Raw genomic sequence first — 23,286 nt, forward strand, 5'->3', positions numbered from 1 at the left:
GCCGTTTACAATAAACCAAACAGTATTTTAGGATTCGTTACAAGCTATTTTATCTTTTGTATAGCTCCTTGTAAAAGGGTCATAACCGGAGTCTCCTTAATCTATGAAAGAATTTCGATCTCACTGTTTTTACAAAATCACTTTGTGTGCACTAGCATTTTCTACTATTGCCTATACTTTAGATACTGCTACCGCAGATCCTATTGCGTACAAATTAGAAAATTCTAAGGCGCTTATCTACTCAGATAAGGATACATATACTATTAATTTTAATAACGTGTCTATTATCGAGTTAATTCGCTTTGCAAGTAAAATTACAAATTTAAATTTTGTTTTTGAAGAATCAGAATTGCAATTTACTGTTACTGTTGTTTCTGAAGAGCCTGTATCTGCTAAAAATGTGATGACTGTTTTAATACAGGTGCTACGCGTGCATGACTTAAATTTAGTGGAACAGGATAAAAATATCCTGATTACTTCTAGTAAAAGAGTCCATCAAATCCCACCGATCATTTCCCAAGATCAACCTGCCGCTAAAATAGAACCTGCGGCTTTAGTAACACGTGTATTTCGGATTAAAAATGCAAATATCAATACGGTTGCAAGTATTCTTAGACCAATGGTATCCGATGCAGCTTTAATTGAAATGTCTTTAGAGACAAAGCAGTTAATCGTAACCGACATTGCTGCAAACATAGAGCAAATCAGTACCCTTTTAAGCAGTTTAGATGCGCCGCATAGTCCTTTAGAAATTGATTCCTACAATGCAAGAAAATTGTCTTTGGATCAGTTAATTCTTTTAACTCAACAAATTATCGCTCCTTTTGTTGAATCAAACCCGATCGTTTTCGTTCCTCAATTAGAATCACATATGATTTATATCGTTTCAACTCCCTATTTAATTGAAAAAGCCATGGAGATCATGGAGGATTTAGATGTCACTTCAGAAGCAGGTCTTTTTGCCAAACCTGGTTTAAGAAAAGTATTTCTCTATAAAGTCAAAAATCGCACGATTAGTGAACTAAAAAAAGAATTAGAGCAAGTAAGTTCTGAGCTTAAACAAACAGGAAACTCTGCATTAGCTTCTGCTATTTTTGGTGTTCAGGTTTTGCGTGATTCTAATTCTTTATTATTTGTGATTGATGATCAAAGCATCGCTAAACTACAAGATATTTTGTCAAAATTAGATACCCCTGTTCTTTCAAAAACGGGAAATAGCTCTTTTTTCATCTATAAAATTGAACATGCTGAAGAGTCTCAAATAGCAAATTCTCTGCACCAAATGCTAGAACACCTCCAAGCTTCTCCTCATCCCGATTCAGATCTTGTTGATGTGATTAAAAGCATGAAGTGGATCAAGGAAACCAATTCTTTAGTATTTACAGGAACAAGGCCTGCTTTGAGACAGATAGAAACCATTTTACCCACTTTTGATATTGCACCTCATGAAGCTCATCCTAATAAAAAAACACCTCCTAAGTCCAATTATTTTGTATACAAACCGGTATATCGCCAATCCGAAGATTTAGAAAAAGCGTTAAAAGACATGAGTCATGCTCTGAAAACAGGCGGCTTAATCGATAAATCCTTCTTAGCTGCTGTAGCAACTATGCAATGGGTTGAGAGCACAAAGTCTTTAGTATTCACGGGAGACCCTGACTCTTTAGAAAAAATTCAAACACTTTTAGTCTCTTTGGATAACAACGAAGGATACCCCGCAGGGGCTTCCTCTTTTTCTATTTACAAACCCAAATACGTCCCTGCAGAAGAGATCCAAGCTGCACTTGTCGATCTGGCTTTCGATCTAAAAGAATCAGGATTAAACGATCCTAAATTACTAAACACCCTATCCTCTGTGCGTTATGTTGCAGCTACTAAATCTTTTGTATTTGCAGCAGACCAAGAAACCCTTGTTAAAGTACAATCTCTACTCGATAGCATAGATGTTGCCAATGCTTCTGGGTCAATCCAACACGTAGGCAGTATTACCTTTTTTGTCTATAATATTCAAAACACCACTGCTACGCAGTTAATTGCTTCCCTTAAAAATTTTGCAGCCCAATTGGAAAAATCCACACTGCCCGATAAAAGTCTTGCAGAGACCTTAGAAAAAGTGCGCTGGATTAAAGAGACCAACTCTCTCTTATTTACGGGAACAGAGCAAACTCTTGAGCGTGTACAACAATTAGCGCAAAATTTTGATTTATCTAAAGGGGGCAAACCTCCAAAAATCCCCAACGAGCGTAAAGCAAGTACGTTCACTACTTATACCCCCAAATTTGTGAATGGCGATGATCTGATTGAAATTCTGCAAGAATTTATGAATAATTTAATCAGCGCAGGCGTTTCAGATACCTCTTTATTCGATGCTATTAACAATTTAAAATGGATCCCTAAAACCTCTATTCTCTTGATTTCCGGAGAACCTGTAGCTATTCAAAGAATAGAAGGATTGCTCCAAAAATTTGATATCCCCGGCCAATCTACTGCAAATCCAGCGATTGAATCGATTGATAATACAAGCTTTTTGGTCTACAAATTACAGTTTCATGGTGGAGATGATATTCAAATTGCCTTAAAGCAAGTAGTGGCTAGTTTAGCTAAATCTTCTGGAGAATCTTCCGCACTAGCTGATGCTGTGAGCTCTTTGCAATGGATTAAAGTGACCAATTCCCTTCTTAGCACAGGACAAGAGGGTATTTTGATTAAGCTCAAAGAACTCATCCAAAATTTAGATACTCCTCTTAAACAAGTTTTCATCGAAGTGCTCGTCATTGAAACACGTTTAAACAATGCCCAAAACTTTGGTTTGCAATGGGGCAGCCAAATGCAGTATTTAAATAAAGCAACAGTTGGTTTTGGAAACTTCCCTGGAGGAGCACCTTTAGTACAAAGTCAAGCTCCACAGGATTTTTCTCCAACTCTTAAATCAATCAATGCGAAGACTACCCCAAAAGGAGGAATGGTACCTTTTACTAATGGCTTTGATTTAGGAGTCATTGGCGATATTATTATGCATAAGGGGAAATCCTTTATTTCTTTGGGTAGTTTGGTTAATGCACTACAAACAGATGTGGATACGACAATCGTGATGAATCCTAAGATTATTACCCAAGACAATCGCCAATCCAATATCTTTGTCGGACAAAATATCCCTTTTACCGGAGCCATTGTAACAAATAACTCCACTAACACAGTTACCACTTCAAATGTGGAATATCGAGATATAGGAGTCAATCTAACGATTACCCCTATACTAGGCGATAACGATATGGTTACCTTAGATATCGTGCATGACATTACAGAATTAGTAAATACTGTTGGTAGTGTAAGCAATGCACAATTAACAGGCATTCAAACCTCGCATACACATATGGATACTAGGGTGCACGTTCCTAATAATCACTTTGTGATTTTAAGCGGAATGATTCAGAATGCTAAGACTCGCCTCAAAACAGGTCTTCCCTGTTTAGGAGGTTTACCTGTAATTGGTGTTTTATTTAGCGAAAATGACCGTAATCTGGCAAAATCTAATGTAATTATTTTTGTTAGACCTCAAATTATTAACTCCTATGATGAATATAAAAAAGTTACCGAACATCAAGAATGGCTCTACAAAGATGATGCTTCTTTACCGGTCCTCAAAGAAGAATTTGATCAAGGGCTCGATTTGGTTAAACTTCCTGAGAATGAATAAACTTTGTTTATACATTCTCTTTTTATCCAGCTTATGTAGTTGTTATAAAAGAGTCTCTGATGAGATAGAACCTGTACTGCAATATTTTGTGCATGATCGCTATATAAGAGCACTGCCTTCTGCATTTGAAGCTCTATCTCACGATGAAGAGTCAGCCGACTGGGGCAAAGAGATGCGGATTGCTTTAGGTTTTGCTAAAGAATGCGATCTCTATCAAGCTATCACGGCTTTTAAAAGAGCGGAGATCTTACTTTCTTGTTCTGACAGTCCTCGTCTTTTGCAAATACAATACGGGATCCTTATTTGCTACTATATGGGTCAGAAATACGATCAAGCCCTTGCTGTTTTTCAAAACAGCGCTCTTAGACTTGTCTCTACAGAATTTGCACCTTTACAAGATCTCTTAGTGGTTCTCTATGATTGCTATATCCAAACCAATCAATTAACCCAAGCTAATCATATTCTGCAGTTATTTAATCAGTACTTCCCTGATCAATCAATAGATCTATATTTATCTAAATCTTTCCTGACTGCTGACTTTCCCGCCTTAAGTCTTATTGAAGAGAGTCTCCCTCCAAGACCTTATTTAAGCGATTTTTTGCAAGAGTATCAAATGCATAAAAAGTCTGTTGGTAAAGCACAATTGCTAAATGCCCTACTACCAGGTTCTGGTTATTTGTATTTAGGACAAAAACAATCCGCTTTAACCGCTTTTTTACTAAATGGGTTATTTGTCGCTGCATCTGTCTATTGTTTTGACCATGGCAACGTTGCAGCTGGAGTAATCTTTACAAGTTTTGAAGCCGGATGGTATTTTGGAGGGGTGTATGGCGCAGGTTTAGAAGCTAAATGCTATAACGAAAGACTCTATGAAACCCTGGGTTGCCATTTGATGAGAGAACAACGTTTATTTCCTATATTGATGCTTAAATATGCTTTTTAGATTACTGCTTCTTTTATTCCCTTTTTATTTGTATGCACTGCCAGGTTACTTTGAGCCATGGGGCAAAGATGCAGATCTCATTTTCCTACAACAAAAAAAAACAGAACCGACTTCTTGCTCTTTACCTATATATCTTGCAGAAAAGATCATTTGGTTCCATCAGCATATTCTATCGCCAGTAGACGGACCAAGAAGCCACTTTTATCCTTCTTCTTCTAGCTATATGAAACAGGCCATGCAAAAACATGGCTTTGTACTTGGCTTCCTTTTAGGCTGCGATCGTTTACAACGAGAAAATAGCGATCCTTGGGTCTACCGCTGTATCGAGATAGATCAAAAGCTCATTAAATATAACCCTGTACCTCATTCAAAATAAGAAGGATCTATGTCTTCTTCTAAATCAATGGTTTGTTTTTCTAATTGAGGATTTGATGAAACTAATTTTCTTTCTTTGCGCCCTCTTAGAATAAATTCAATAGGAGAGCCTAAAAACCCATACTGTAAACGAAACTGATTGATTAAATATTTTTTATAAGAATCAAGCATCAACTCGGGTTTATTGACAAATAGAACAAAACGAGGGGGCTGCACGCCAATTTGTGCCATATAATAAATACGCAAGCGCTTTCCATCAATCATGGGGGGATGATATTTTTGCACAACTTGTTCAACAAACTTATTTAACTGTCCTGTTGTAATACGACGCAATTGTTGCTCGTGCACTTTAGCAACTGTATCGAAAATCTTTTCAATGTTTCTTCCGGTTTCTGCAGAGGTAAATAATAAAGGACAGTGGGTTAAAAAAGGTACATCGAGCGCAAAACTTTTCTGACAATGTTCCATTCGGAACCCTTTGACAAGGTCCCATTTATTAAACACTAAAATACAACCTTTACCTAAAGCAGCGATTTCATTAGCAATCCGTTTTTCTTGCGTGCTAATCCCCTTTTCTGCATCGATTACAAGTACGCACACATCTGCTCGATCCATTGCTCTTTCTGTACGCAAAGCTGCAAACTTATCTACGACTTCTTTCTCTGATTTTTTTTTGCGAATACCTGCTGTATCGATTAAAGTAAACAGCTGATCTTCTAATTGAATCTCCACATCGATAGAATCACGAGTGGTGCCTGCAATAGGACTAACCACACACCTTGCTTCTTTTAACAAGTAATTTACAATGGTAGATTTGCCTACATTCGGGCGGCCAATAATTGCAGTACCGATTCCCTTTGTCTCTTTAATCACCTCATCAGGGAAACTTACCCCAAGAAATGCAACCTCTAATAATTCTGCAATCTGAAACTTTTGCATAGCAGAAACCGCAACAATGTCTTTAATTCCTAGAGAATGAAACTCATAGATTGCTTGCGCTTTAGAAAAGTCATCTACTTTATTAACAGCTAAAACAACCTTTTTTTTAGTGCGCAATAAAATTTTTGCTACATATTCATCTAAAAGCGTAATTCCTACAGTGAAATCCACCACCATGATCAATACATCAGCCTCTTCAATAGCAATCTCCGCTTGACGGCGGATTTCTTCCTGGAAAGAAATCCTCTGATCAGAATGAATTCCTCCTGTATCGATCACCTCAAAAGACTGGCCAAAAAAATCAGTTTCAGCATATAGACGATCACGCGTTATCCCTTCTGCTTCGTCTACAATAGCAATTCTTTTTTTGCAAATTGCATTAAATAAGGCAGATTTTCCGACATTTGGACGCCCTATCAGAGCTAGTTGTATTGTTTTCATAAGCCTCTTTAAGATTTAAGATAATCATAATAAAAAAAAGCCCATTAAAAAACCACAGATTGCGAAAGAACTAAAAAAATACTTTAGTTAAAACTTATTAAGTTTTAATCCGTATGAACCTATCTTGAATTAAATTTACTGTTTTAAAGATACTTGCCGACTTAAGAAATTCATCCAATATCCCAGTAGTCCAAACATTAATAGTCCGTTCCAATATATTGCCTTTCTTTCCCAGCGCACTGTAAGACGACGGAAGCATGTCTTTAACCAAGAAATCGTTCTCTCAACGACCCAACGTTGCTTTTCAAGTTAGCAAATGCCTTTTATCTTATATCCCTTGGTGTTTCTTTTCCGAGCTATCAGAGGAAAAACCTCATGGGAAAGAACATCGATACGTGTTTGCTCTGAGTCATAACCTTTAGCTGCTTCAAGTATGGGTACTTTTCCCTGATTCCATGCTTTTTTAATGAAGGGAATGACTTTCCTAAGCAGAGGAATCACTTGTTTTTTCTCATCCCCGGATGCTGATGTAAAAGTGATTGCAAGAGGCTTTCCTGATTTTTCTACCAGTAAATGCGATGTCACGCCTTTACCTTTGTAGCCATAATCAACTTGCTCTCCTCCTCCGCGTCCGCTGGAAAAAAAAACCATCTACAGAGAGTCTCTGGACATCAATACACTCCAGTTGTTCGGCAAGCTTAAGCAGCTCTTCTAAAAATTGATCTAAAAATCCAGCAGATTGCATTCTTCCAAGCCATGCGTGTGCTGTTGAGGGATGAGAAAACTCCTTGTTTCTAGGTGCATCTTTCCAAGGAGCTCCTGTCCGAAGCACCCAGAAAATAGTATTCACTACAGGTCTCCATGGCGCTAATTTTCTTCCATAATGGTTACGATTTACCCATTTTTCCATTTGAGGTTCGAGTATTTTAAACTGTTCTTCATTTAATCCTTGCTTGCTCATGTCATCTGTCTTTAGTTAAAAAATAAAAAGATCTGGTATCATAGCGAAAATTTATATTCAATTCAAGATAGGTTCATCCACAGAAACTTAAATATATATAATTTTTTTAATTTACATCAAAAAACTGTTAAGAATGTTTTTATCCTTATGGACCTCAGTTTTGGGTTTTAGTCAATAGATTTCTTGCATAACCCCTTATTTTAAAAGCTTTCATTTATAGATTCCTATCTTAACAAAAGCATTCCCAGCTATATCGCTCAAACAATCATATCTCACGGATTAAAATACTTTAAAATTTTAGATTGCTGATTGGTTATGCAAGAGATCTAATAAATAATCCCCAATTACTCTACACAAGAAATATTTCTAAGATGTTTAGTCCCAAAGTGTGATGGTAGCCTTTAGGCAAGGTCTCTCCTTGTGTTTGATTGTTAAAAATCACAATAGAGATTCTTTCATCGCCTGCCTATTCTTTTTTTAATTCTTCTGTGCACTTCAAACTTAAAAAGATATATATAAGATATTAAACCATTTACATTAAAAACATATTATAGTTATTTAAATCTATATTGATAAAACAGCTTGATCTAAGGCTTCGGATAAATTAGCTACAGTAGGTAAAAGTTCTCGGATTTTCGTTTTCATATTGGCCCAATATTTTTCGATAGGATTTAAGTCAGGTGAATAAGGCGGGAGAAAGAGCATTTCATATCCACTTTCCTCTATCAATGTTCTAGTTGTCTTTGATTTATGAAAGCTCGCGTTATCGAGAATCAAAACTTGGCCATGAGTCAAATTTGGAATCAATTCCTGTTTTAGCCATACATTAAATAGATCCGTATTGCAAGTTTCTTCAAAACAACATCGGTGCCAGCAATTTCTTCCCTTGTAGTGCTGAAATTAAACTCTGTCTACCAAATCGTTTTCCTGAAATTCCTCCAAATATTTGTTTTCCCTTCGCGCTCCTCGCATATTGCCTATGCACATATTAGAGCTCTTTCAAAACTAGGAAATAAAAAAGCCCTTGTATAAAATAATGCCCTTAAAAATACGTAAGGGCATGATGAAATTTGAAAAAGCAAAAAGTTTAGACAACGAGAAATTCCGAAGATTAACTTGATTTTGGAAATAAGTCACAAAGAGAAAAAAGCCCGAGGAGGCCGCGTCAATAAATTAAAAATTGATTCTCTACCCTTTGGAATAGATAAAAAGCTTTAGGTTGCCATATAGCCCCCTCATCCGTATCAGGTACGTAAGTTATTCCCATAGATCTAGCAATCAGATTCCATTCTTTTTCTATCTTTTTTAGATCTTGAAAACATGTATATAGTGGTTCCGATTCAATCGGATAGAAAAATATTTGTTTTGTGTTAAGCTATTAAGCATGAAAAAAACTGACTCCTAGCCAGATAGCTGACTTAGAACACAAGTTAAAGCATCCAAAAGACTATTCTGAACAGAATAGGCTTTGTGTAATTTTGGGCTATGATGAGGGTATCTCAACAAAAAATCTTGCTAAAATACTCCGGATAAGCCCTATCACTGTTCAGGAATACCTCAGAGAATATGATTCCGAAAATAAAACTAGAAGTAGCCCTCGAGGCGGTAGCAAATCAAAACTTTCACAAGACCAAACAGAGTCTCTACTAAAACACCTACAGGAAAAGACCTATCTTAAAGTCAAAGGGATCATAGCTTATGTGCATGAGCAATATGGGATAAAATATTCCCGAAGTGGCATGACAGATTGGCTCATACAGCACGGATTTGCTTATAAACGTCCTAAAAAGATTCCTGGGAAATGAGATCCTGAAAAACAACGAATTTTCATAGAACAATATATGGCTTTAAAGGAGACCTTAAACCCTGATGAAGAGATCTATTTCATAGATGCTGTGCATCCTGAACATCAGTCCCAAGCCGTATATGGATGGATCAAAAAAGGCGTTCAAAAGACTTTGCAGACATGCAGGAAACAATTGCGATTGCATTTTTCTGGAGCTCTTTGCCTGACAGGAATGAAGATTTTTACAGAGGAATATAAGACAGTTGATGCCGATGCAATGCTCGATTTTTTCAAGAAGCTAGAAAAACAGACAGAGGCTCGAATTATTCATGTAATTTTGGATAATGCGAGATCAAACAAAAATAAGAAACTAGAAGAGTTTCTGATGTCTTCTAGGATTAAAGTGCACTATCTCCCTCCTTATTCGCCGAATTTGAATCCTATTGAACGCTTGTGGAAGATCTTAAGGGAAAAGACGGTATACAATCGATATTACGAAACGTCGGTGACTTTTTTTCAGGCAATGAGAGGATTCTTCTTAGAAGAGATACCGAAAATAACAGATATTTTGAAATGTAGGATAAACGACAAGTTTCAAGTCGTTGACTTGAAACTTGTCGTTTATCCTACATTTTTCTATGCGATTGAATCGGAACCACTATATACATGCCATAATTGCACACAAAGAAGGGGTTGCTCCTTAAACGGAGTAGGTTAAACTCTCCAATATAAACGAGATTTTTTCAAATCTCAAAACCGCTCATTAAAGAGCAAAAAAATGAGGAGCAACCCATGAAGCATTATATTGGATTAGATGTATCAATGAAAAGAACTTTTATCTGTGTATTAAATGAACAAGGTAAGATTGTCCATGAAGGTTCAGAAAAAACAGATCCTGATTTACTAGCAGATTATTTTTCCAAAAGAGATTTTCAAGAAATCGTTGTTGGCTTTGAAAGTGGATGTTTATCTCATTACCTAGTCACAGGATTTAGAAAAAGAGCTATAGATCCCCTATGTATGGATGCAAGGAAGCTGAGTACGATTCTTGCTTTGAAAATAAATAAGACAGACAAAAATGATGCACGAGGAATCGCAGAAGCTCTTCGATCAGGTATGTATACACGAGTACACTGTAAGCCCCAAGATTCAGTAGAAAAAAGCATTTTGTTAGTTTCCAGAAGAGCGCTAATTAAACAGCAAACGCAGTTAAAAAATACTGTAAGGGGCTTGCTTAAAAGTTACGGAATACGATTGGGATCTGTGGGATCCAAAAGATTTTCGTCTGTGGTTGTAAAGCAGATAGAAAAACAGGAAAAAAGTATTGTTCTGAGCATAACCTCTCTATTAAATACCTTTGATAAGGTAGTTGAGGAAGTAGAAAAACTGGATAAAGAAATGCTTAAGCTGGTCAGTCAAGATAAAGAAGTACAACGGCTTATGACAATCCCTGGCGTAGGACCTGTAACAGCATTAACCTATAAAACAGAAATTTTTGATCCCACTCGTTTTAACGATTCTAAATCAGTAGGAGCCTATCTTGGTATGACGCCTAAACAGTATGCCTCCGGAGAGGTGCAAAGACAGGGAAGAATTTCAAAATGTGGATCCAGTGAACTTAGATCTCTATTAGTTGAAGCCGGAATAGTAATGCTGACACGAAGTAAGAAATGGAGCAAGCTAAAAGCTTGGGGATTAAAAATCATGAGAAAAAAAGGAATGAAGAAAGCCGCCTTAGCAGTAGGTAGAAAGTTATCCGTAATTATGCATAAGATGCTGATTGAACAAAAAGAATTTATTTACGGTGAGCCAAAGGCAGAGTCTTTTCAAGTTTGAAGTGCACAGAAGAATTAAAAAAAGAATAGGCAGGCGATGAAAGAATCTCTATTGTGATTTTTAACAATCAAACACAAGGAGAGACCTTGCCTAAAGGCTACCATCACCTAACCTATGACCAAAGATGTCAGATTTATATTTTAAAAGCTAGAGGAGATACATCTAGCTCAATAGCAAACATTCTAAAAGTTCATCATAGCACTATTAGTAGGGAACTTAAGAGAAATAAAGGGCAACGAGGATACCGTCATCAGCAAGCTCAAGAAAAAGCATTTCTTAGAAAAAATTCTCAGCCCAATAAAAAAATGACTCCTCAAATAGTTACCCGTATTGAAGAAAAAATCAAGTTGCAATGGAGCCCTATACAAATATCCGGATGGCTTAAAAGACATGGTAAAGAACATGTTAGTCATGAGACCATCTATAATCATATCTGGAAAGATAAACGACAGGGAGGACAGCTTTATAGAGAGCTCCGTCATCGAGGGAAAAAATATAACAAGCAGAGAAAGGGAGCTTCTGGAAGAGGGAACATGCCTGGTCGTATAGATATTAAGCAACGGCCTTGTATTGTAGAAAAAAAGACTCGTTTAGGAGACTGGGAACTAGATACAGTCATAGGGGCAGGACATAAAGGCGTAATTGTATCAATGGTAGAAAGAACTTCCAAGCTAACTAAGCTCGCCAAAGTTTCTCATAAAACTGCAGAGGAAGTAAGTCAAGCGTTAATTGAACAACTTAAACCTATCAAAGATTTTGTACACACATTAACAGCAGACAACGGAAAAGAATTTGCCTATCACCAAATGGTTAGTTTCGAGCTAGAGACAGACTTCTACTTTGCAACGCCCTACCATTCTTGGGAAAGAGGCTTAAATGAGCATACAAACGGACTAGTTAGGCAATATTTTCCTAAAACACAAAGCTTTTTAGATACGACTTCCAAGGATATAGAAAGGGTGGAAACTTTACTAAATAACAGACCTAGAAAGGCTCTCAACTTCGAAACTCCACTAGAAGTGTTTACGAGATTATCTACAAACATGCTATGCTCGGGTGCACAATAGATGTTTTTTCAAGTATTTATATGTTCTTTTTTGTGCACTTCAAGGTTGAAAGGGCCCAGCTTAAAAACGCATTTTTTTAGAAATAAAAACATTAGGAAAAGTGACTAAAATTTTTTGCAGGAGAAAACCGAAGAAATAGGTAAAGACGACAAATGAGTTGGCTCTTAGAAGCCGTAATATACATTGTCTTGCCCATTTCATTTCGGATAGCATAATGGAGCGAAGAATCTAAAATAGTTTTCTTCAAAAAGACTCCGCAGAGAACCCTGGACTTATCTCCCGCATTAAACTTTGCTGTCCTAAGATCTTAAAAAACGCCTTTTATTTTGCAAGCAAAATATCGGCTCGGAGAGCTTATGAAGAATTAAGAGAATTTATATTCCCCTTGTGTGCAATTAGAGAACTCGTTTGCATTCAAATTAAGAGTTTGAATACATAAAAATTTTTATACAAAAAGATAACATCTTCTTGCAAGATAGAGCAGTTTTTATAAAAAAACCTAGTTATGCAATTCTTAATTTGAAATCAAACTAGTATATACTAGTGCCGATTCAAACGGCTAGCTTAATGGGATTTAAGTCAACGACTTGAAACTTGTCGTTTATCCTACATTTCAAAATATCTGTTATTTTCGGTATCTCTTCTAAGAAGAATCCTCTCATTGCCTGAAAAAAAGTCACCGACGTTTCGTAATATCGATTGTATACCGTCTTTTCCTTTAAGATCTTCCACAAGCGTTCAATAGGATTCAAATTCGGCGAATAAGGAGGGAGATAGTGCACTTTAATCCTAGAAGACATCAGAAACTCTTCTAATTTCTTATTTTTGTTTGATCTCGCATTATCCAAAATTACATGAATAATTCGAGCCTCTGTCTGTTTTTCTAGCTTCTTGAAAAAATCGAGCATTGCATCGGCATCAACTGTCTTATATTCCTCTGTAACAATCTTCATTCCTGTCAGGCAAAGAGCTCCAGCAAAATGCAATCGCAATTGTTTCCCGGATGTCTGCAAAGTCTTTTGAACGCCTTTTTTGATCCATCCATATACGGCTTGGGACTGATGTTCAGGATGCACAGCATCTATGAAATAGATCTCTTCATCAGGGTTTAAGGTCTCCTTTAAAGCCCTATATTGTTCTATGAAAATTCGTTGTTTTTCAGGATCTAATTTCCCAGGAATCTTTTTAGGACGTTTATAAACAAATCCGTGCTGTATGAGCCAATCTGTCATGCCACTTCGGGAATATTTTATCCCATATTGCTCATGCACATAAGCTATGATCCCTTTGACTTTAAGATAGGTCTTTTCCTGTAGGTGTTTTAGTAGAGACTCTGTTTGGTCTTGTGAAGGTTTTGATTTGCTACCGCCTCGAGGGCTACTTCCAGTTTTATTTTCGGAATCATATTCTCTGAGGTATTCCTGAACAGTGATAGGGCTTATCCGAAGTGCTTTAGCAAGATTTTTTGTTGAGATACCCTCATCATAGCCCAAAATTACACAAAGCCTATTCCGTTCAGAATAGTCTTTTGGATGCTTTAACTTGTGTTCTAAGTCAGCTCTCTGGCTAGGGGTCAGTTTTTTCATACTCAATAGCTTAACACAAAACAAAATATTTTTCTATACGATTGAATCGGAACCACTATAGTCGAAAGATTTTGACAATTTATGTATGCACAAAATTCAAGATAATGTATTTCTTTGCAAAAGAATAACTTCAGCGTTATTAGGGTATTTATTTTCGCGAAATTTTGCAATAAATAAGTCTTCGTATTCTTGTTTTTTAAAAAGTTGAATAATTTAATCTTAGGAAATAAAAATGAGCTTTATCAATTCAAGTATAGCAATCAATGGATCTCTAACTCCATTTAATATAGGGAATAATACTAGTATACTTCCTTTAAATCTCACACAAGCACAAGATTACTTGTCTAATAATAGTCTAATAAATTCTATATTGCCATTTTCAAATGAATCTCCAATGAATGTAAAGAATGCTGCCAATATATTTTCTTCAAATCGAACAATAGATAGAGTGACTAAGGTGAAAATTGGAAATGGGTTTACAGATCCAAAGTATGGAAATATTCCACGGTCAAAGCGTATTCATGCAAGACATAGAAGATCTATTGATATACCATTTGATGATCTAATCCCTGAAAGAAATGCTTGTGAAAATTCCTTAGTTACTTGTAAAGAAGAAAAACTTAACATAACATCAACTATGGAGGAAGAGATTAACCGTTTGACTCATCAATATATAAATAATTTGAAAGATGAGAGATCTAGATGTAGAGAGATAAAATTAAGTAAAGACCAAGAATATAATAATCTCATTAATCATTACAATGATTTAAGAAAAAGAGTTTCAGTATTAAGAACTACAAAGGATAATTGCATAGAAGAAAATCAGTTATGTAATAAGTCTTTAAAAGAAAAAGAAAGCAAGATTGCTCAATTAGAAGAGCGTTGGAGTAGATTAAATCAATTTTCAAATGAATCTCCAATGAATGTAAGGAATGCTACCAATATATTTTCTTCAAATCGAACAATAGCTAGAGTGCATGAGGTACAAATTAGAATTGCGCTTAGAGATCCAAAGTATAGAAATATTCCACGGTCAAAGCGTACTCATGCAAGACATACAAGATCTAATGCTTGTGAAAATTCCTTAGTTACTTGTAAAGAAGAAAAACTTAACATAACATCAATTAAAGAGGAAGAGATTAACCGTTTGACTCATCAATATAGAAATAATTTGAAAGATGAGAGATCTAGATGTACAGAGATAAAATTAAGTAAAGACCAAGAATATAATGATCTCATTAATCATTACAATGATTTAAGAAAAAGAGTTTCAGTATTAAGAACTACAAAGGATAATTGCATAGAAGAAAATCAGTTATGTAATAAGTCTTTAAAAGAAAAAGAAAGCAAGATTGCTCAATTAGAAGAGCATTGGAGTAGATTAAATCCATATTGGAAAAGTTCAAAAAAATCAACTACAAAACTTGAACTAACTCAATCACCAACTGCTCCAGAAACAACAGTTAAACAAACAAAACTAACAGCCGCTATTTCAACAACAATACCTGAACCAACTACAACAATAGAACCAATAACACTTGAACTCACTCAATCAACAACTGCTCCAGAAACAACAGTTAAACAAACAAAACTAACAGCCGCTATTTCAACAACAATACCTGAACCAACTACAACAATAGAACCAATAACACTTGAACTCACTCAATCAACAACTGCTCCAGAAACAACAATTAAACAAACAAAATTAAAAGCTGGTACTTCAACAACAATACCTGAACCAAACACAACAACAGAACCTAAAATAACTCAATTAACAAATATTCAACGATGGATTGCATTAATAGGATCAGGTCTATTTGCAACTGGAAGTTTATTAGCTGGTATTTTCATGTTTAATAAAAAAAGAAGATACAAGCGTAGTTTACATCTCGCTAATAACTTAAAAACTTCACAGAGACAAGGCCATACTCAAGTATAATTTGTAATATAGTGGTTCCGATTCAATCGTATTGTAATAGACAAGACTTAAATTGACACTTAGTGGTAAATAGCAAAGAAAAACAGCTTTTACAACTAAGGCATGATGCCTTAGTTGTAAAAGCAGAACCAAAGTGGTAATTTATGAATATAGCAATAGAGAGAAAAGTGATAAAAAATAAACTAGGCCTTTTAAAATTAGCAAAAACGCTAGGAAATGTATCTCAAGCATGTAAGCACATGGGATATTCAAGAGAAAGCTTTTATACATACAAAGAGCTTTATGAAAAAGGCGGAGAAGCCGCATTACAAGAAATCTCTAGAAGGAAACCCTGCCCTAAAAATAGAGTGGAAGAAAAAATAGAAACTAGCGTAGTTGCATTTGCTATAGAAAAACCTGCATATGGACAGCTCCGAGTTTCCAATGAGATGAAAAAGAAGGGAATTCTTGTTTCTCCTGGAGGGGTCAGATCGATATGGCTAAGGCATGATCTAGAAACATTTAAGAAGAGACTAAAGGCGTTAGAAGCAAAAGCAGCTCAAGATCACTTGATCTTTACAGAAGATCAATTAAGAGCGCTTGAAAAAGCTAAAGAAGAAAAAGAAGCTCATCGAGAGATAGAAACATAACATCCAGGCTATCTTGTTGCACAAGATACTTATTATGTAGGCACTATTAAAGGTGTGGGAAGGATCTATCAGCAAACAGTGATTGATACCTATAGTAAAGTTGCTTTTGCTAAGTTGTATGACAGAAAAAATGCACTAGTAGCAGCAGAAGTATTAAATGATAAAACAATACCCTGGTTTGAAGAACAAGAGTTAAGAGTGTTAAGAATACTTACCGACAGAGGTACAGAGTGCTGTGGGAGTCGGGAATACCATGAATATGAGCTCTATCTTACAATAGAAGATATTGAAGATACTCGAACAAAGGCAAGACATCCTCAAACCAACGGAATCTGTGAGAGGTTTCATCAGACGATTCAAAATGAATTTTCTGCATCAGCATTTAGGCAAAAAGTTTATCATAGTCTAGAAGAACTACAAATGGATGTGGACAAATGGGTAAAAGAGTACAATGAAGAGCGAGTCCATTCTGGTAAATATTAGACATGCCATAATTGCACACAAAGAAGGGGTTGCTCCTTAAACGGAGTAGTATAAACTCTCCAATATAAACGAGATTTTTTCAAATCTCAAAACCGCTCATTAAAGAGCAAAAAAATGAGGAGCAACCCATGAAGCATTATATTGGATTAGATGTATCAATGAAAAGAACTTTTATCTGTGTATTAAATGAACAAGGTAAGATTATCCATGAAGGTTCAGAAAAAACAGATCCTGATTTACTAGCAGATTATTTTTCCAAAAGAGATTTTCCAGAAATCGTTGTTGGCTTTGAAAGTGGATGTTTATCTCATTACCTAGTCACAGGATTTAGAAAAAGAGCTATAGATCCCCTATGTATGGATGCAAGGAAGCTGAGTACGATTCTTGCTTTGAAAATAAATAAGACAGACAAAAATGATGCACGAGGAATCGCAGAAGCCCTTCGATCAGGTATGCATACACGAGTACACTGTAAGCCTCAAGATTCAGTAGAAAAAAGCATTTTGTTAGTTTCCAGAAGAGCGCTAATTAAACAGCAAACGCAGTTAAAAAATACTGTAAGGGGCTTGCTTAAAAGTTACGGAATACGATTGGGATCTGTGGGATCCAAAAGATTTTCGTCTGTGGTTGTAAAGCAGATAGAAAAACAGGAAAAAAGTATTGTTCTGAGCATAACCTCTCTATTAAATACCTTTGATAAGATAGTTGAGGAAGTAGAAAAACTGGATAAAGAAATGCTTAAGCTGGTCAGTCAAGATAAAGAAGTACAACGGCTTATGACAATCCCTGGCGTAGGACCTGTAACAGCATTAACCTATAAAACAGAAATTTTTGATCCCACTCGTTTTAACGATTCTAAATCAGTAGGAGCCTATCTTGGTATGACTCCTAAACAGGATGCCTCCGGAGAGGTGCAAAGACAGGGAAGAATTTCAAAATGTGGATCCAGTGAACTTAGATCTCTATTAGTTGAAGCCGGAATAGTAATGCTGACGCGAAGTAAGAAATGGAGCAAGCTAAAAGCTTGGGGATTAAAAATCATGAGAAAAAAAGGAATGAAGAAAGCCGCCTTAGCAGTAGGTAGAAAGTTATCCGTAATTATGCATAAGATAACGCTCTACAACCCATCTTTTGGGAATAACTGTAAAAGTATGAAGTGTATTTCTTTTGGCTATTTCTACTATACATCCTAATATCTCCTGCACACTCTTTGCAAATTTTTCTCCAGAATATCCTCCATCTGCTAAAACATTTTTTACACCGAACAAATGATTTTTATGTAGTGAAAATGCTTCTATACACCCATTTCTGTCAGTGATATTAGCGGTGGTAATGTGAATCGCATGAGGAAGCCCTTGGGTATCGACTGCTATATGTCTTTTTATTCCTGATATTTTTTTCCCTGCATCATATCCTTTCTTCTCCGCTGTATCAGTATTTTTAACACTTTGAGCATCAATAATTACAAAGCTTGTTTTCTCTTTCCGACCACTGCTTTTTCTGACCTCGCCAACCCATTTTTTTTAAAACTATTTCAAGAATACTCTTAGAATTTTTATCATCTTTTTTATTCCAAAGAGGGAAATAATAATAACATCATTCCCATTTAGGATATTCTATGGGTAACATACGCCACTGGCAACCACTTTTTAAAATGTACAAAATTCCACAAAAAATATCATATAGATCAACTCTTCGTGGACGTGTTTTTTTGCGTGTAGACTCAAGTATTAGATGGATTTTGCTAAATTGTTTACGAGAAATATCGCTTGGATAAGAGCGGGTCATAACTACCTCCAACGGTTTTATGAAAACTATCATTATGCCTTAATGAGAAGATTTTAAACAGGCTCTTAATTCTTCATAAGCTCTCCGAGCCGATATTTTGCTTGCAAAATAAAAGGCGTTTTTTAACATATTGGACAGCAAAGTTTAAGGAGTAACTCCTTCTTTGTGTGCAATTATGGCATGTCTATTTAACTTAAATTCTCGATCATATTTTTTTTGATTGCTCATAAGAACCTCTTTAATAAATTTGTTTTAATTTATTCGGGTTTTTCATGTCTAATTTATTGTAGCAAGATCATTCTAGGAATGTAGGATATAAGATTTAAAACTTGCTTGGGATCTATGAAGACCTTCTAGACATTTAAGCCTCTTATAAACTAGGATAGACCATATTTTAATCTAATCGGACATCTTAAATGCCTAAAGTTCCCAGCTCTGAGTTATTAATCGGCGCTCATACCTCAGCTCAAGGTGGAGCTCAAAATGCTATTTGGATGGGACAGGAAATCGGTGCTAATACCGTACAATTTTTTACCAGCAATCAAAAACGCTGGTCTGGTAAAGAGATTACCCAAGAACAAGCAGAGCTTTTTCAAGAGGCCGTAAGGGTAACTGGACTTTGCCAGTTGATGAGTCACGATAGTTACTTGATTAATTTAGGCTCTTCTAATCCATCTGTTTTACATAAAAGCCAGAAGGCTTTTGAAAAAGAATTAATCCGCTGTCAAAAACTGGGGATTTCTTTTTTAAACTTTCATCCTGGTGCTGCTGTAGGAGCAACAGAAGAGCAATGTCTAAACAATATTGTAGATAGCTTAGAACAATTCGAGGAGCTTATCTCCCATGGAGCTACTCGTCTTTTACTTGAGACAACCGCAGGCCAAGGAACTACGGTAGGATACTGCTTTGAACATTTAGCCTACCTAATTGAAAAACTCTATAGGAAAATCCCTGTCGGTATATGCATAGATACCTGTCATATCTTTGCAGCGGGTTATGATATCCGCACAGAAGCTGGTTGGGAGAAGACATTAAAAGACTTTGAAAGAATTGTCGGAATGAAGCACCTATACGCTTTTCATCTCAATGACTCGCTAAAACCTTTAGGATCTCTTCGAGATAGACATGCTCCTTTGGGTAAAGGGGAAATTGGTATGGAGTGTTTCAAAGTGCTGATGAAAAACCCTAAAACTCGCCGTCTTCCTAAATATTTAGAAACCCCCGATGGCCCCCCTCTTTGGAAAAAAGAGATCGCCATGTTAAGAGAGTTTGCAGACTTATGAAACATAATAAAATTCGATCGATTCAATCCTCTCAAATAGGAAATGTGATTACCGTATGTGGGTGGATTCGCACAATTAGAGCACAAAAAAGCTTTAGCTTCATTGAAATAAATGATGGCTCTACGCTTTCTTCTCTGCAAATTGTGGCAGATGTTTCACTCCCCCTTTATGAGGATCTCTTAAAAAAGCTTTCTACAGGAGCTTCTATTTCAGTAACAGGCGAATTAGTAGAGAGTTTAGGGAAAGGACAACGCTGGGAATTAAAAGCTCATGCCATGCACCTTTTTGGTACTTGTCCTGAAGATTACCCTCTGCAAAAAAAACGACACTCCTTTGAATTTTTACGCTCTCTTGCTCATTTACGTCCACGTACAAATACACAAGGAGCCATTGCCAGAATACGTAATGCTCTCTCTATTGCAACCCATCTATTTTTTCAACAAAGAGGGTTTTTATATCTACACACACCCATCATCACCGCCTCTGATTGCGAAGGAGCGGGTAAACAATTTCTAGTCACCACACTAGATATCAATAAACCACCAAGGCACTCTGATGGTAATGTGAATTTTACAGAGGATTTTTTTCATAAACCCGCTTATCTTACTGTCTCAGGACAACTGAATGCAGAAACATTTGCCTGCGCTTTTTCTGATGTGTACACGTTTGGACCTACATTTCGTGCAGAGAATTCTAACACCTCTCGCCATTTAGCTGAGTTCTGGATGATTGAACCGGAAATGGCTTTTGCTGACCTCGATGATAATCGTGAATGCGCAGAAGCTTATTTGCGGTTTCTCCTTCGATATGTTTTAGATAACTGCCAAGAGGACTTAGCCTTTTTTGAGAGGTTTATAGAAAAAGGATTATTGAATCGTCTGCAACAGGTAGCTGAAACAGAATTTGCTCACCTAACCTACACCCAAGCTATTGCTATTTTACAAAAATCAGAACAAAGCTTTGCATTTCCTGTAGAGTGGGGTATTGATCTACAATCAGAGCATGAGCGCTATTTAGCAGAAACATACTGTAAAAAGCCCCTGGTCTTAACCGATTATCCGGAGAAAATCAAAGCTTTTTATATGCGGGAAAATTCTGATGGGAAAACAGTAGCTGCTATGGACGTCTTAGTGCCAAAAATTGGAGAAATCATGGGAGGAGCTCAAAGAGAAGAGCGTCTAGATGTGCTAGAGAAAAAACTACGCTTATTTGGTTTACATCCAGAAGATTATTGGTGGTATATGCAACTACGTAGCTATGGAACTGTTCCACACGCAGGCTTTGGTTTAGGGTTTGAGCGTCTGGTATTGTTTGTCACCGGAATGGAGAACATCCGCGATGTGATTCCTTTTCCTAGATTTCCTGGTCATGCAGAGTTTTAAAGACCTATGTGGTAGCGCTTGGTCTGAGCCGTAACTGCAGCCCCAAGCCCAAATACCATTGCAGCTAAGGAAAAGATCTTACCTACTCCTGGAATAGAACTTATGATCAAATAGGCAATTAAACCCACGACAAAAGCAGCTAATCGATGTATTGTCCATTTGATTTTACTAGATAGCCAATCCGATCCCCAGAAAATAAAGTATACTTTAGCCGTATAAAATCCTACGATGTTTAAAGCAATCAGAGTTAGAGCAAATGGCACCCCTAAAACAGTCATTAATAGCAATAAACAACAAAGCGGCAAAACAATCAAGGTAATCAGTCCTGTGCTTAAAGAACGCCACGGCTGCCCTCTTAAAGAGAGAAGAGCCGACTGCAAGTTCCTAGGAAAAAGCCTCAATAATAAGTAAGCAATCGCAAGGCTGTAGAGGAAATTCATGGAAAGAGTGAGTAGCTTAGAGCCCACTAATATCTTTTGGATCCATGTGCCTTTTACCAAATTGCGCACAAAAGAAGGATGTTGGGTAATAGTTCCTATTACATTAGCGCCCTGATCAATCCATGCATCTGAGTTGCTTCGATAGTCTACATCTCCGTTAATATGCGCCTGCGAAGTAAGTCTCATTAAACCTACAACCGCATGTAGGTCCTGTCCAATAGTTGAGGATACACGTAAATGAGAAGCTACAACGGTTACCTCTGACCCGATACGGGCTGCTAAATCGGCATTCCCAGCTGTTATTACAACATTTTTTCCAACAGATGATTGTTTAAGTAGCTGAACATTGCCTCCAACAGCTGTAATATTGTGTCCAATCTCTCCGCTTAATAAAACCTGGCCTGCTAATAACCGTGCATTATTTGCCACTTTTCCTGAAATATCTACACTTCCCGCACAGCAAATGAGATCTCCATTTATCACCCCATCAACAACCACTTGCCCAGCAATTAGGTATACATCTCCATTGACTATTCCTGAAATCTCTACACTATCTCCTGAAGCAAAATAGTCTCCTTCATAGACTACATGAGATGGGATCATAATTATGCTATGATCTTCTATTTCTTTGGGTTTCTTAGCAGAACAGAGGAAAACAGGAACCAATAATAAAAATAGAATTATACGACGCATTCATAGCCTCTTTTGCTACTTTGAAATACCGCTAAATAGCGCTGAACCGATTGAAATAACATAGTTTCTGCTTCTTGAATCTGAAGAACATTTTTTTGTTGCTTTGTTTTAATGATCGCATTGATCTGCTCTATATTTAACAAGCTCACACTAAAATGACGAGAAAGAAATGGATCTACCGCTCTGGGCATGCTTAAATCTACGATTAAACGCGTCTTAGCGTCGACAAACTGATGAGCATGCAAGATAGGTTGATTTGTATAAGTTCCACAAACCACCATCGGAAATTGAGAACTTAATTCGATTTGGGAAAAATCCAGTAGCAAGACATCTTCTTTTTTACTCCATTCAAGAGCAGCTTGTCTATTGCGCGTACACAAAAACAACTGCTTCATACCTTTGGATTGAAAATAGCTAATAATCTTACGGTTGATCTCTGAAAATCCAATGAACAAAATAGCAGATGTGTGTAGTTTAAAATACTTTGCTAATAAAAATAGTTCCTTATCAATCCCTATATTTTTTTCTACAAAGAGAAATTGTGTGCGAATGGTTTTACCCAATCGTAAAGCTTTTTGAAATAGAAAATGCAAATCATGAGGCAATTTTTTTCTAGCTGCAAATTGATAGGCTTCTTTTACCTGTCGTTGGATTTCTGACTCTCCAAGAATAACGCTATCTAGCCCCGCTGTTACTCTTGCTAAATGCAAAAAACAATCCAAGCCAAAATATGCATAAAGTTTATGCTCTACGTTAAAAGAGAGCTCTGAGCGCAGAGCATTTAATAATAAACTATGCGCTTCTGCTAGGTCCTCTGCGCTGAAATAAATCTCCATGCGACTACAAGTAGCAAGCAAAACCCACCCGCTACCTTGTAAGAGTGCTTTGCTCACTCGATAAGCAGCTATAATTTGTTCTCGACAGCTAATCTCAGCAGATTTATGACTAATCCCTAACACTCCGACGTGCATACACAACCAACATATAAGGAAATGGTTGTTATACATTGACATCGAAA

The 23,286-nt window shown here is 36.6% G+C and carries 17 protein-coding genes and 5 pseudogenes; 12 read left to right on the plus strand and 10 right to left on the minus strand.

Translation table 11 applies throughout. The features are described from left to right. The first annotated feature begins 103 nt into the window (after positions 1-103). From RHABOEDO_RS09045 to yidD, 3 genes are read left to right on the plus strand one after another with little or no spacing between them, the layout of a single operon-like run. Positions 104-3,697 carry a secretin N-terminal domain-containing protein gene (locus RHABOEDO_RS09045; RefSeq protein WP_215216479.1) on the plus strand — a complete coding sequence of 1,198 codons (3,594 nt, stop codon included), beginning with the start codon at positions 104-106 and terminating at the stop codon, positions 3,695-3,697. Beyond that, positions 3,690-4,640, plus strand: a complete 951-nt coding sequence (locus RHABOEDO_RS09050) for a tetratricopeptide repeat protein (protein ID WP_215216478.1) — start codon at positions 3,690-3,692, stop codon at positions 4,638-4,640. Before RHABOEDO_RS09045 ends, RHABOEDO_RS09050 begins: the two co-directional genes overlap by 8 nt. Beyond that, positions 4,630-5,016, plus strand: a complete 387-nt coding sequence (gene yidD, locus RHABOEDO_RS09055) for a membrane protein insertion efficiency factor YidD (RefSeq protein ID WP_215216477.1) — start codon at positions 4,630-4,632, stop codon at positions 5,014-5,016. The genes RHABOEDO_RS09050 and yidD overlap by 11 nt, the downstream gene beginning before the upstream one ends. Here the strand turns inward: yidD and der are convergent. From der to RHABOEDO_RS11195, 6 genes and pseudogenes are all read right to left on the minus strand, one after another. Further along, positions 5,004-6,395 carry a ribosome biogenesis GTPase Der gene (gene der / locus RHABOEDO_RS09060; RefSeq protein ID WP_215216476.1) on the minus strand — a complete coding sequence of 464 codons (1,392 nt, stop codon included), beginning with the start codon at positions 6,393-6,395 and terminating at the stop codon, positions 5,004-5,006. The genes yidD and der overlap by 13 nt on opposite strands. A 135-nt stretch (positions 6,396-6,530) precedes the next feature. Beyond that, positions 6,531-6,686: pseudogene (locus tag RHABOEDO_RS11250) on the minus strand (hypothetical protein); the annotation flags it as partial. 18 nt (positions 6,687-6,704) lie between these two features. Further along, positions 6,705-7,046: a transposase gene (locus RHABOEDO_RS09065; protein WP_220017567.1), complete on the minus strand. Its 342-nt coding sequence runs from the start codon at positions 7,044-7,046 to the stop codon at positions 6,705-6,707. Continuing rightward, entirely contained in the window at positions 7,003-7,356 is a 354-nt protein-coding gene (locus RHABOEDO_RS09070) for a transposase (RefSeq protein ID WP_220017413.1), read from the minus strand. Before RHABOEDO_RS09070 ends, RHABOEDO_RS09065 begins: the two co-directional genes overlap by 44 nt. 564 nt (positions 7,357-7,920) lie before the next feature. Beyond that, positions 7,921-8,166: pseudogene (locus RHABOEDO_RS09075) on the minus strand (transposase); the annotation flags it as partial. A gap of 43 nt (positions 8,167-8,209) precedes the next feature. Next, on the minus strand, positions 8,210-8,341 hold the full coding sequence (locus RHABOEDO_RS11195; RefSeq protein WP_281069551.1) for a hypothetical protein: 132 nt from the start codon (positions 8,339-8,341) through the stop codon (positions 8,210-8,212). 424 nt (positions 8,342-8,765) lie between these two features. On the opposite strand from RHABOEDO_RS11195, the gene RHABOEDO_RS09080 reads away from it, so the two are divergent. From RHABOEDO_RS09080 to RHABOEDO_RS09095, 4 genes and pseudogenes are all read left to right on the plus strand, one after another. Continuing rightward, positions 8,766-9,161: a helix-turn-helix domain-containing protein gene (locus RHABOEDO_RS09080; protein WP_281069580.1), complete on the plus strand. Its 396-nt coding sequence runs from the start codon at positions 8,766-8,768 to the stop codon at positions 9,159-9,161. A gap of 12 nt (positions 9,162-9,173) precedes the next feature. Next, positions 9,174-9,860: pseudogene (locus RHABOEDO_RS09085) on the plus strand (IS630 family transposase); the annotation flags it as partial. Between the two features lie 74 nt (positions 9,861-9,934). Next, entirely contained in the window at positions 9,935-10,978 is a 1,044-nt protein-coding gene (locus RHABOEDO_RS09090; protein WP_220017570.1) for an IS110 family RNA-guided transposase, read from the plus strand. Between the two features lie 53 nt (positions 10,979-11,031). Then, positions 11,032-12,045, plus strand: coding sequence for an IS30 family transposase (locus RHABOEDO_RS09095; RefSeq protein WP_215216525.1), 1,014 nt, complete (start codon positions 11,032-11,034; stop codon positions 12,043-12,045). A 551-nt stretch (positions 12,046-12,596) separates the two neighbouring features. Here RHABOEDO_RS09095 and RHABOEDO_RS11615 read toward each other — a convergent pair. Continuing rightward, positions 12,597-13,631 carry an IS630 family transposase gene (locus RHABOEDO_RS11615; protein WP_220017571.1) on the minus strand — a complete coding sequence of 345 codons (1,035 nt, stop codon included), beginning with the start codon at positions 13,629-13,631 and terminating at the stop codon, positions 12,597-12,599. Between the two features lie 232 nt (positions 13,632-13,863). Between RHABOEDO_RS11615 and RHABOEDO_RS11620 the strand changes: the two genes are divergently transcribed. The 3 genes and pseudogenes from RHABOEDO_RS11620 to RHABOEDO_RS09120 all read left to right on the plus strand — a co-directional run bounded on the left by RHABOEDO_RS11620 (position 13,864) and on the right by RHABOEDO_RS09120 (position 17,875). Then, positions 13,864-15,570 carry a hypothetical protein gene (locus RHABOEDO_RS11620; RefSeq protein WP_220017572.1) on the plus strand — a complete coding sequence of 569 codons (1,707 nt, stop codon included), beginning with the start codon at positions 13,864-13,866 and terminating at the stop codon, positions 15,568-15,570. A gap of 143 nt (positions 15,571-15,713) precedes the next feature. Next, a pseudogene (locus tag RHABOEDO_RS10995) lies at positions 15,714-16,679 on the plus strand (IS481 family transposase); the annotation flags it as partial. 131 nt (positions 16,680-16,810) lie between these two features. Continuing rightward, positions 16,811-17,875 carry an IS110 family RNA-guided transposase gene (locus RHABOEDO_RS09120; RefSeq protein WP_220017575.1) on the plus strand — a complete coding sequence of 355 codons (1,065 nt, stop codon included), beginning with the start codon at positions 16,811-16,813 and terminating at the stop codon, positions 17,873-17,875. On the opposite strand, the pseudogene RHABOEDO_RS11000 reads toward RHABOEDO_RS09120, so the two are convergent. Beyond that, a pseudogene (locus RHABOEDO_RS11000) lies at positions 17,795-18,470 on the minus strand (IS5 family transposase); the annotation flags it as partial. The gene RHABOEDO_RS09120 and the pseudogene RHABOEDO_RS11000 overlap by 81 nt on opposite strands. Positions 18,471-18,886: 416 nt before the next feature. On the opposite strand from RHABOEDO_RS11000, the gene RHABOEDO_RS09135 reads away from it, so the two are divergent. Together RHABOEDO_RS09135 and asnS are read left to right on the plus strand one after the other, a co-directional pair. Continuing rightward, a complete protein-coding gene (locus RHABOEDO_RS09135; RefSeq protein ID WP_215217502.1) occupies positions 18,887-19,753 on the plus strand; it encodes a deoxyribonuclease IV in 867 nt (288 codons plus the stop codon). Continuing rightward, a complete protein-coding gene (asnS, locus tag RHABOEDO_RS09140; RefSeq protein ID WP_215217503.1) occupies positions 19,750-21,135 on the plus strand; it encodes an asparagine--tRNA ligase in 1,386 nt (461 codons plus the stop codon). The genes RHABOEDO_RS09135 and asnS overlap by 4 nt, the downstream gene beginning before the upstream one ends. On the opposite strand, the gene RHABOEDO_RS09145 is transcribed toward asnS, so the two are convergent. Then, the gene (locus RHABOEDO_RS09145) at positions 21,132-22,268 is read right to left on the minus strand and encodes a DUF8173 domain-containing protein (protein WP_215217504.1); all 1,137 of its coding nucleotides are present in this window, start codon (positions 22,266-22,268) and stop codon (positions 21,132-21,134) included. The two genes, asnS and RHABOEDO_RS09145, sit on opposite strands and share 4 nt — an antisense overlap. Then, positions 22,256-23,281: a Rossmann-fold NAD(P)-binding domain-containing protein gene (locus tag RHABOEDO_RS09150; protein WP_220017577.1), complete on the minus strand. Its 1,026-nt coding sequence runs from the start codon at positions 23,279-23,281 to the stop codon at positions 22,256-22,258. Before RHABOEDO_RS09150 ends, RHABOEDO_RS09145 begins: the two co-directional genes overlap by 13 nt. Positions 23,282-23,286: the final 5 nt, after the last annotated feature.

The organism is Candidatus Rhabdochlamydia oedothoracis (assembly GCF_019453995.1).
Taxonomy (GTDB): domain Bacteria; phylum Chlamydiota; class Chlamydiia; order Chlamydiales; family Rhabdochlamydiaceae; genus Rhabdochlamydia; species Rhabdochlamydia oedothoracis.